The following is a 10,977-nucleotide window of genomic DNA, read 5'->3' as shown; positions in this document are numbered from 1 at the left end:
AATTACCCAGAGTTTGTAACGGTCAAGTTCGCTATCGCTCGGGTCGGAGCCATCGCCGTTCCGGTCAACTTCTTCTACCAGCAGGACGAATTGCGCTTTGTCCTCAATGACGCCGGGTGCCGCGTGCTAGTCACCATGACCGGCTTCCGTAGCCTCGACTATCAGTCGATGCTGGACGCGATCATGCCCGGCTGGGATTCACCGCGGTCTGGTTCCGCGCTCGAAGTAGTGCTGCTCGATAACGACGGGCGGGCCCGCCCCGGCTGCCTGACGGTGCCCGGACTCGGTGGCATCGGCGACGAGAACCGCGGTGCTGCCGACGATTTAACGGCCCACCCGACCGATCCCGGCGACATGCTGTACACCTCGGGCACGACGGGTTCGCCCAAAGGCGTACTGATCACCCACGACGCGGTATTGCGTACCGCCTACGCGTCGGCGTTGACACGAGCCTATGAGGACGGGCGGCGAATCCTGTTCTCGTTGCCTTGCTATCACATGTTCGGTTACATCGAAGGACTGCTCTCGGCGATGTTCGTCGGCGGTGCGGTCATTCTGCAACCCACGTTCAGTCCCGAAGGGTACTTCGCCGGTGTCGACCGGCACCGCGCCAGTGACATCCTGTGCGTGCCGACCATGGCGGTCGCGTTGGTCGAGAGTGCCGCACGCCGCGATTACGACCTCACCTCCCTGCGGGCGATGCTCTGCGGATCGGCCCCTGCGCCGATCTGGTTGTGGCACAACGTCGAAGACCGTCTCGGTATCAGCGAGATCGTCACCGGTTACGGGATGACCGAGTGCGGCGGGGCGATGACACTGACACGACCCGAAGACCCGTTGAAATTCACTGCCGAAACCGCGGGGAAGGCGAAAATGGCCGGTGCCGCGTCTATTCCAGGCACCGATGTTCTGGTGCATTACGCGACAGTGCATCCCGAGACGCATAAGGATCTGCCGCCCGGCGAGGAAGGCGAGTTGGTGTCGTCCGGGCCGACGGTGATGCTCGGGTATTGGAATCGTCCACAGGAGACCGCCGCGACCCTGCGGCAGGGGCGGTTGTTCTCCGGAGACCTTGGACGGGTGCGGACCGACGGCTACCTACAGGTGACCGGTCGCAGCCGCGAGTTGTACAAGAGCGGAGGCGAACTGGTGATGCCCAAGGAGATCGAGGATCTGCTGGCATCCCACGACGAGATCAGCCAGGCTTTCGCTGTTGGCATGGTCGACGACCGCTGGGGTGAGGCCGGTTGGGTGGTCGTCGTTCCGGCGCCGGACGCGACAATTACCGAAAACGACGTAATCGACCTCTGCCGAGACAATCTGGCACGGTTCAAGGTGCCCAAGCGGGTGGTGTTCTACCGCGCCGAGGACCTGCCGCTCACACCGACCGGAAAAGTCCGCAAACACAAGCTGATCGAACAGCTCAGTTCCGCGATCAACCGTTGAGGCAGTGACGGTTTGGGTTACCCGGTCGTATCGGCTACCCGACTCAACGCCGTGGGCCCGGTGCCTGACGCCGCAGGGCGTCGATGATCCATCCGAGCCCGACGCGAAAGTTTCCTGGAGTGTCGAGACCCTCCCCGGCGGAGACCGACAATAGAGCCGAAAAGCGTTCCGGCTCCTCGGCGAGGCGACCGAAACGGCGTGCGCGGACATCCGGGGCGCGGCGATGCGCGGCACGCCGGTGCGCGTAGCCGGTGGCGAAGGCACTCAGTGTCGCCAGTCCACTTCTGACCGCGCCGTCGTCGAATCCCGCGGACCTCAAGGCTCGGGCGATGCGTTCCATCGCGTCCAACACCGCGGCGGCGTCGATCGGTTGAATTGCCAGAATCTCCGCTAGCTGTGGGTGCGCGTCGAATGCCGCCGCGACGGTCAGCACGACCCGTTCGATCGCTTCATCCCAGGGCAGGTCGTCCGTAGACGGCAGTTCGACGTCGGCGAGATAGCCATCCACGACGGCGTGCAACAGCTCCTCTTTCGTGGCGACGTGCCGGTACAGCGACATCGGCGCCGCTCCGCAGGCACGGGCCAGCTTGCGCATGGTCAACGTGTCGATGCCGTCGGATTCGATCAGCGCGATGGCGGTCGCGATCACGGTTCGACGGGTGAGTTGGCCTCCACCTTTCAGCGATGCCGGCATCTGCAAATTGTCGCACCGCCGCGTTGCGTACAAGTACTCTTACTGTTATTGATTGAATGATGATGCCGGTGGTCAATGGGATTGATCACGGCGACACGCGCCGACGTCACCGAGGAGCACAGCAAATGGCTACCGTGGATCACGACCCGAGCGGCCAACTCGCGCCGGTCGTCGACGACCTCAGCATCTACCTCATCTGCGGGCGGGTGACCACCAAGCAGGAGCGCGGCTTCACCCACATCAGCACCGCGCTGACGGATGCGCAGGCCGCCGAGCGCCTCGGCTTTCGCCGTGGCTGGCTCAGCGAACGTTTCGACCTCAAGGACTCCGGCGCCATTCTCGGCGGCATCGCCGCGCGCACCACACGTTTCGGCGTCGGCACCGGGGTGTGGTCGGCGTCCTCGCGCCACCCCATGGTGGCAGCGAGTTTCGGCGCGACGATGAACGCCCTCTACGGGCCGCGGTTCGTGCTCGGACTTGGGCGCGGCGTGCCGCTACCGGACATGCCGGAACTGTCCTACGACCACTTCGTTCACTACGCCGAGACCGTCAAAGCACTCTGGCAAGGCGGTGTGGTCGACTACAACGGCACCCAACTGCGGACCATCGATGCGCTGGGTGATGTTCCCAAGCCCGAGGTCTGGGCGTGCGGGTACGGCCGACCGAAGTTCGCCAAGGCCGTCGCCCACGACGCGTTCGACGCCGTGATGCTCTATCCCTTCCTCACCGTCGATGCCGTGCGCACGGTGGTGGAGCGGCTGCGCAACGCCTGCGCCGACCGCAATCGCGACCCGGCCTCGCTGCGTATCTGCCACCCGATCGTGGTGGCCGCCGAGCTGGACGAGTTCAGCACGCGTGCCTACGCGCACGCACGTGCGGTCACCTACCTCGAGTGGCCCGGACACGGCGAGGCGCTGACCAACTCCAATGGCTGGGACCAGTCGGTGCTGGGCAAGTTGCGGACGCACAAACAGCTGATGGGTAAGAACGCCGATCAGGATTTCCACCGTGCCGAGTTGATGGAGCCGGCACGGCTCGTACCCGACGAGTGGATGGCCGAGTCGTGTGCGATCGGTTCCGTCGAGCACTGTGCCGACCGGCTCGCCGAGTACCGGGCGGTGGGGGTCGACGAGATCGCGATCTACGGCAGCACGCCGGCCGAGAATGCCGCACTCATCCGGTGTTGGCGTGAACGCGCGGCCCGACCGGCCTCGGTCGGGGTCTGACTGCCGCCGAGCGCGGACGGCGGTTCCCGTGTCGTGACAGTCGAAGCAAGGCACGCCGGCGGCCGAGACTTGCTCGCGGTAGCCAATCATCGTTAGATTAATGGCGACTGTGATCTGGACTACTCCGAGACTGGGAGAGCCGGATCGCTGCACGCGGTCGGCATGCTCATCGGTTTGCCGCACAATGCTGCACCAGCAGCACAGCGAGAGGGGCCCGTTTCCATGACCGACACGGCGAATAGCGATGCCGAACTCGCGTCAGTGCTGACCGAAACTGAGATCGCGGCCCTACTACCGGATTTCGATTTCTTCGACAAAGAGCACGCGGACCGATCAGTACAGATTCTGGGCTACGCGCGCCGGCACTGTCCGGTCCCACCCACCTCGGCCAACGGCGGCTACCACATCGTCACCCGCTACGACGACGTCCGGCGCGTGCTGACCGACTCCGAGACCTTCTCCTCCACGGAATACACCAACATCGCCGGCAATGGCGGGGTGCCACTGCCTCCGCTGGATACCGATCCGCCGCTGCAGCACGGCTTTCGCCAGTTGCTCAATCCGTTCTTTCACCCCAAACGGCTCGCCGCCAGCGACGAGCGCGTCCGCGAGATCGCTCGCTGCACCATGGACACCTGGGTCGCGTCGGGCCGATGCGACGCCATGCAGGATTTCGCCGGACCGTTTGTCACCAACGTCCTGGCGTCGGTGATCTTCGAAGACGACGACGGCGAGCTCTTCCGCAACGCCGCGGAGTGCAACGAGCGCTTCATCACCGGCGACACCCAGGGCGTCTTGGACTTCTACCAGCTGATGGTGCAATTCGTCGAGAAACGCGCGGCGAGTTCGCAGCCAGGAGCCATCGTCGACGCCGTCACGACGGGAACGGTGCTGGGCCGCCCGTTGACCGGTGCCGAACGAATCGGCGTCGTGCAGGTGCTGTTCGTCGGCGGTCTGGACACCACGAAGGTCGCGATCGGCGACATGGTGCTCCAGCTGGCCACCGAGCCCTCGTTCGAGGAACTGGTGCGCGAGCCGGGCTGGGAACGCACGATCCTGGATGAGTTCCTGCGGTACACCTCGCCGGTCAATGCGATGGGACGCATCGTGACCCGCGACGTGGAGCTCAACGGCACTCAGCTGCACGCCGGTGACCGGGTACTGGTGCACTTCGGCAGCGCAAACCGTGACGCCGACGTTTTCGACCATGCCGACGAACTCGACTACACCCGGGAACGCAACCCGCATGTCGGTTTCGGTATGGGCGTGCACCGCTGCATCGGCATGCACCTGGCTCGCCAGCAGATTCGCATCGCCATCGACACGCTCCTGGAACGGATCACCAACCTGCGGCTTGCTCCGGGGGCCGAGATCGCGCGACGGCCCGGGATGAGCCGCGTCCTGTACGCCTTGCCGATCGAATTCGACATCCGGTAGATCCGCGACTTCTGCACGCTCCCTTACTTTTCAGTCACGAAGGAGAACCAGTGAAGACAACGGCGGCGGTCTTGTGGGAAGTCGGGCAGCAGTGGAGTGTTGAGGACGTCGAACTCGACGACCCGCTGCCCGGCGAAGTGCGGGTCAGGCTCGCCGCCAGCGGCCTATGTCACTCCGACGACCATGGTGTCAAGGGAGACATGCCAATTGGTCTTCCGATCGTGGGTGGACACGAAGGCGCCGGTGTCGTGGAAGAGGTCGGCGCCGGGGTGACGCGGCTCAAGCCGGGTGACCACATTGTGATGGCCTTCATGCCGGCATGCGGGCACTGCCGGTGGTGCGCGAGCGGCAATTCGGTGTTGTGCGACTACGGTGCCGTCATCATGGCCGGAATGCCGATCGTGGACGGCAAACCGCGCACCCATGCTCGCGGACAAGGTTTGGCCCGGATGTCGTTATTGGGCACTTTCAGCCCGTACGCCGTGGTTCACCAAGACTCGTGCGTCAAGATCGACGACGACATCCCGCTGGAGCTGGCTTCGCTCGTGGGATGCGGCGTGGCAACGGGATTCGGGGCGGCGGTCAATCGTGCACAGGTTGGTCCGGGGGACACCGTCGTCGTGGTTGGGTGCGGCGGCGTCGGGTCGAGTGCCATCCAGGGGTCGCGGATCGCCGGCGCAGAGGTCATCGTTGCGGTCGATCCGGTGCCGTTCCGCCGGCAGCAGGCCGAGTTGCTCGGTGCCACCCACTCGGTCGCGTCGATGGAGGAAGCGATGCCTCTAGTCACCGAGCTGACCCGAGGTGTCATGGCCGACAAAACCATCATGACGGCAAGCCTGATGAGCGGCGACATGCTGATGCCCCTCATGCTGCTGACCCGCAAGGGCGGCCGCGCCTGCCTGACATCGGTCGCGCCACCTACCGTGACGAACGTCGACGTCGTACTGGTCGACGTGATCCTCAGCCAAAAAGAGATCGTCGGCAACGTGTTCGGAGGCTGCAACCCGCACGCCGACCTGCCCCGTCTGCTCTCGTTGTACAAACGGGGCGAACTCAAGCTCAAGGAGCTCATCACCAAGACCTACCGCCTCGAGCAGGTCAACGAGGGCTACGACGATTTGCTCAGCGGAACCATCATGCGCGGCATGATCACGTTCTGACCGACGGAAAGCTGTTTCGCCATGGTGGCCCTAACCAAACGGTGATGGTTTAATCTGATTTACGCTCCCGCGTGAACTGCGCGGATGACTACGTGGCGATGAAGGGCGTGGTGATGGATAGTGTCCAACCCGGCGATTGATTACGAAGAATTGCTTCCGCACTTTGACATGTGGGATCCCGCGCACGAGAAGATCAAGTGGGATGTACTCGCATACGCCCGCGAAAAATGCCCTGTCGCGCACACTGATGCCGACGGCGGCCAGTACATCGTCTTCCGCTACGAGGATGTGCGACGAATCCTGGAAGATCCATACACCTTCTCGTCGAAGGGTGTGGCGCCTCGGCCATCTCCGGTAGGACTGAACCCACTAGACGCCGATCCGCCCTACCAACCTGATCTGCGCAAGATTCTCAACCCGCTTTTCACCCGCACCTTCCTGACGAAGTTCGAGCCTGAAATGCGCAAGAACGCAGCCGAGTTGATCGATGGATTTATTGGCAACGGTCGGTTCGATTTCGTCCGGGAATTCGCCGGGCCGTTCGTCGGAAATGCCTTGTCGCGCGCTGTTTTCAACGAAGACGACCCCGTGCGAATGGCGCATGCCCAAGACGTGGTGGTCCGCGTCGCGGTCGAAGGAACCGACGAGGCCTACGGCGAACTCGTCGCGCTGTCCGTGCAGTACCTCGCCGAACAGACAGAAAACCCCAATCCGGCCAACGAAGTGATGAACGCCATCTCCACCGGCACCGTCGAAGGCGGTAGACACCTGACCGAGATGGAGCGACTCGGCGTCGTGGCCGTGCTGTTCCTCGGAGGCCTGGATACCACGCGGGGTGCGCTGGGCGGTATCGCCCATCAGTTGGCAATTCATCCCGAGCTGGAAACGCGGCTCCGCGACCCTGCCTGGATCCGCCAGGACATGGATGAGCTCATCCGGCTGACCTCGCCGGTCGGCTGTCTCGGGCGAACAGCCACCAAGGACGTCGAAGTCGGCGGATTGCCGATCAAAGCGGGCGAGCAGATCCTGGTGCGGTTCGACTCGGCGAACCGCGACGAGACGCACTTCGAGGATGCCTCGCACCTGAGGTTCGATCTGCGTCGCGGCGGCCATGTCGGGTTCGGGCTCGGGTTGCACCGTTGCCTGGGAGCCCATTTCGCCAGAATCCAGATCGCGATCGCCTTCGACGAGCTCTTCAAACGAATCACGAACTTGCGCCTCGCCGACCCCGAGGCCGAGGTCCATTGGGCGGCGGGAATCGCGAACGGCCCGGAGAGTTTGCCTTTGGTTTTCGACGTGGTCCACTGACGCGGAGGTAGACGTGTGAACTTCCTTCCGGGGGAGGATGCCGAGGAGCTGCGCGCGGTAGTGCGTGACTTCCTCAACAAGCATTCGGACGAAGCGTCGGTGCGCCGGTGCATGGAGACCGAGGTCGGCTTCGACCCGGCGGTCTGGCGTCGCGCGGCCGACGAGCTGGGGCTGCAGGGCCTGGCAATTCCCGAGCGGTTCGATGGCAGCGGTGCGACAGCGGTCGAGCTCGGCGTGGTGTTCGAAGAGATGGGCGCCGCGTTGTTCGGCGGGCCGTTCCTGTCCAGCGTGGGCATGGCCGCGAGCGTCCTGCTCGCGCTGGATGACGACGCTGCCGCGGCTCGATGGTTGCCGGGAATCGCCGGCGGTACGACCATCGCGACCCTGACGTGGTCGGGCCCAGGCCCCGCGGACAGTACGTTGGCCGCGGCAGAGCACGCCGGTCAGTGGGAGGTATCCGGTACCGCCGCGATAGTGGTCGACGGGCTCGCGGCCGATGTGTTGTTCGTCGCCGCCCGCAGTGCAGCGGGCCCGTGCCTGCTGGCCGTCGGTGGTGATGCCGACGGGGTCCAGCGCAAGACGCTGAGCACCATGGACACCACCCGCAAGCTGGCTGAAGTCACCTTCGACCACGCGCGGGCTGACCTGCTGGGCGTCGATGGTGGCGCCGCAGACGCTCTGCAGCGCGGCGCGGACCTGGCGGCCCTCTATCTGGCCGCCGAACAACTCGGGGGTGCGACACGCGCCCTCGAACTCGCGGTGCGGCACGCAGCCACCCGGGTGCAGTTCGGCCGGGCGATCGGCTCGTTCCAGGCCATCAAGCATCGCTGCGCTGACATGCTCGTCGATGTCGAATCGGCGAGGTCGGTGGTTTACCACGGCTTATGGACGGCCGTGCACGATGTGGCCAACCTGTCGGTCGCAGCCAGCCTGGCCCGCAGCGTGTGTTCGGACGCGTATACGCGGGTGGCGGCGCACAATATCCAGATCCACGGCGGTATCGGGTTCACCTGGGAGCATCCCGCGCATCTGTATCTCAAGCGCGCCAAGAGCTCTCAGCTGTTATTCGGATCCCCGTCCAGCCACCGCGCCCGGCTTGCCGAATTGCTCGACATGGCTGGCGAGTCCGGACTGCCGGCCGCTGAAGTCACCTTCAACGAGACGGAGCCCGGTGATCCGTCGCCTGAAGTCGACGCGGTCGAAGAAGCTGTTGCTGATTTTCTGCGGCGACACCCGGTCACCGATCCGGCTGACGGCGAATCGGATCGCGCGCTCCGTGAAGCTCGCTTCGATGACGGACTCGCGGTCGTGAGCTTTGCCCCCGGGTATGGTGGGCGCGGCCTCGACAGCTCGCTGCAGTCGGTCGTCGATCGCGGGTTCGCTGCTGCGGGCTGTCCGGATCATCAGGCGCGCAATGTAATCGGGCTGGGTATGGCTTTGCCGACCATTCAGGCGCATGGCACTGAAGAGCAGAAGCGCCGCTATTTACGCCCCTGTTTCTCCGGCGAGGAGATCTGGTGCCAGCTGTTCTCCGAGCCGGGTGCCGGCTCTGATCTGGCCGGGTTGGCGACCCGTGCGGTGTGCGCCGGCGACGAGTTCGTCGTCAACGGCCAGAAGATCTGGACGTCGCTGGGCCACGTCGCTCGGTTCGGGCTGTTGCTCGCGCGTACCGACCCCGACGTTCCCAAACACAAAGGGCTCACGTACTTCGTCCTCGACATGCACACGCCGGGGGTTGAGGTGAGGCCACTGCGCCAGCTCACCGGTGAGGCCGAGTTCAACGAGGTGTTCCTGACGGACGTCCGCATTCCAGCGGCCAATGTGCTCGGTGAGGTCGGCGGTGGCTGGCGAGTCGCAATCACCACTTTGGCCAGTGAGCGGATCGCCATCGGCGCACGCACCACGCCCCGCGGACACGGGACGATCGCCCGAGCCGTGGCGACTTACCGTGCGGCGGCCGCGGCCGGACGGGTGACGGCCGTCGCCACCGAGCGGCTCATGCTGCTGTGGGCGCAGGCAGAAGCCGCTCGCCTGACGAACGTCAGGGCCGCGCAGGCCGGCCGGCAAGCCGGACCCGAGGGCTCGATCGCGAAGCTGCAGATGGCGGAGCTTAACAAGGCGATATATGAGTTCGGCGTTGACATTTCGGGCACGGCCGGACTACTGATCGACGGTTACGCAGAGACTGCGCCGACCGCATCGTCGGCGTACGGCGGCGACGATGTCCGCAAGGCCTATCTGCGCTCGTTGGCCAATTCCATCGAGGGTGGAACCTCGGAGATCCTGCGCAACATCCTCGGAGAGCGCGTTCTCGGCCTGCCTGGTGAGCCTCGGGTCGACACTGGCATCCCGTGGCGTGAGACGCGACGTTCGTGACCCGCGATTTCACAAACCAAACAATGTATGGTTACGATGCAGTGGTCGCCATGACCAGTGAAACGAGGGACGCGATGCGCAACATGCAGAAAGTGCGCTACTAATGACCGCCGAACCAGTCTCGGTTGAGCGGTCCAAGTACCGGCGGACGCCCTATCTGGTGGTGTCGACCGAACGGGCGGCGCGCAAGGACGTGTATGGGACTATCGGCGACAACGTCGTGCGCCAGGCCCAGCTACTGCGGGGGGACCGTGACTCCGACACCGTGATCGTGGCGTCGCACCCGATCGGCTCGCCGGCCTACCTGCCGTTCTTTCCCGAGTTGGCGCGGACTGGCCTGCATGTCATCGGCTGCGCGAATCGCTACACGTTGGGCGACTCGGCGCTGCAGATGGAAAACCATCTCCTCGATGTCGGCGCCTGCGTGCGCGACGCCAAAGAACGGCTGGGATACCGCAAGGTTGTGCTGGCCGGGTGGAGCGGCGGTGGCTCACCGATGATGGGCTACCAGGCTGAAGCGGAAAAACCTAGTATCACCCAGACCTCGGCGGGGGAGCCGACGCCGCTGGCCGAAACCACGCTGACGCCCGCCGACGGCGTGATGTTGCTGGCCGCCCCCCGCAGTCGCCACCGACTGCTCACCGAATTCTTGGATGCCTCGGTTACCGACGAATTGGTGCCCGAGCGAAATCGCGACGCCGAGTTCGATCTCTACGCTCCGGCCAACCCGAATCAACCGCCATACTCGGCGGATTTTCTGACCGCATACCGGGACCGGCAACGTGAGCGCAACCGGCGGATCACCGCGTTCGCTCAGGAGAAGTTGGACGAATTTCGTCGGAACGGCCGCCCACACGCCGAGCACGCGTTCGTCGTACACGGCACCATGGCCGATCCTCGCTGGCTGGACCCGACCATCGAACCCAACGGACGCCGGCCCCGCTGGAGCTACCTCGGCGACCCCGAGATCGCCAATACCAGCCCGGGCGCGCTGATGCGCTTCACCACCGCGCGCAGTTGGCTATCCCAGTGGGGCCTGGACACCGCACAGGTCGACGCAGGCGACGCCGCACCAAGGGTGTCGGTCCCGATCCTCATGATGTGCAACGGCACCGACGACGCCGTGCCCACCAGCCATCAAGAGCAGGTGTTCGACGCCATCGGCCACCAGGACAAGGAACGCATCGATCTGGTCGGCGCGAACCACTACTTCACCGGCAACGACCAGCGCTCCCACTTGTCAAAAGCCGCTGATCACGTCCACGACTGGATGCAGCGGCACGGCTTCGCCACTTCCTGACCGACCCTTTCTATTCTTACAGGAGGCCAA

The 10,977-nt window shown here is 64.7% G+C and carries 8 protein-coding genes; 7 read left to right on the top strand and 1 reads right to left on the bottom strand.

The features are described from left to right. The coding region (locus tag HMPREF0591_RS20375; RefSeq protein ID WP_007170509.1) for a class I adenylate-forming enzyme family protein at positions 1-1,446 on the top strand (1,446 nt) is incomplete at its 5' end. A 43-nt stretch (positions 1,447-1,489) separates the two neighbouring features. On the opposite strand, the gene HMPREF0591_RS20370 is transcribed toward HMPREF0591_RS20375, so the two are convergent. Beyond that, a complete protein-coding gene (locus HMPREF0591_RS20370; protein WP_007170508.1) occupies positions 1,490-2,140 on the bottom strand; it encodes a TetR/AcrR family transcriptional regulator in 651 nt (216 codons plus the stop codon). 125 nt (positions 2,141-2,265) lie between these two features. Here HMPREF0591_RS20370 and HMPREF0591_RS20365 point away from each other — a divergent pair, with 125 nt between their 5' ends. The 6 genes from HMPREF0591_RS20365 (at position 2,266) to HMPREF0591_RS20340 (ending at position 10,947) form a co-directional block, all read left to right on the top strand. Beyond that, positions 2,266-3,366, top strand: coding sequence for a TIGR03857 family LLM class F420-dependent oxidoreductase (locus tag HMPREF0591_RS20365; RefSeq protein ID WP_040623454.1), 1,101 nt, complete (start codon positions 2,266-2,268; stop codon positions 3,364-3,366). 222 nt (positions 3,367-3,588) lie between these two features. Beyond that, complete coding sequence (locus tag HMPREF0591_RS20360; protein ID WP_007170506.1) at positions 3,589-4,803, top strand: cytochrome P450; 1,215 nt, start codon at positions 3,589-3,591, stop codon at positions 4,801-4,803. Between the two features lie 50 nt (positions 4,804-4,853). Further along, positions 4,854-5,963 (top strand): NDMA-dependent alcohol dehydrogenase, encoded by a 1,110-nt coding sequence (locus tag HMPREF0591_RS20355; RefSeq protein WP_007170505.1) that lies wholly within the window; start codon positions 4,854-4,856, stop codon positions 5,961-5,963. A 120-nt stretch (positions 5,964-6,083) separates the two neighbouring features. Continuing rightward, a complete protein-coding gene (locus HMPREF0591_RS20350; protein WP_007170504.1) occupies positions 6,084-7,271 on the top strand; it encodes a cytochrome P450 in 1,188 nt (395 codons plus the stop codon). 15 nt (positions 7,272-7,286) lie between these two features. After that, positions 7,287-9,647, top strand: a complete 2,361-nt coding sequence (locus HMPREF0591_RS20345; protein ID WP_007170503.1) for an acyl-CoA dehydrogenase family protein — start codon at positions 7,287-7,289, stop codon at positions 9,645-9,647. A 103-nt stretch (positions 9,648-9,750) separates the two neighbouring features. Continuing rightward, positions 9,751-10,947: an alpha/beta hydrolase gene (locus HMPREF0591_RS20340; protein WP_007170502.1), complete on the top strand. Its 1,197-nt coding sequence runs from the start codon at positions 9,751-9,753 to the stop codon at positions 10,945-10,947. Positions 10,948-10,977 lie beyond the last annotated feature (30 nt).

The organism is Mycobacterium parascrofulaceum ATCC BAA-614, from assembly GCF_000164135.1.
Classification (GTDB): domain Bacteria; phylum Actinomycetota; class Actinomycetes; order Mycobacteriales; family Mycobacteriaceae; genus Mycobacterium; species Mycobacterium parascrofulaceum.
This window is presented reverse-complemented; position numbering and strand designations above follow the sequence as displayed.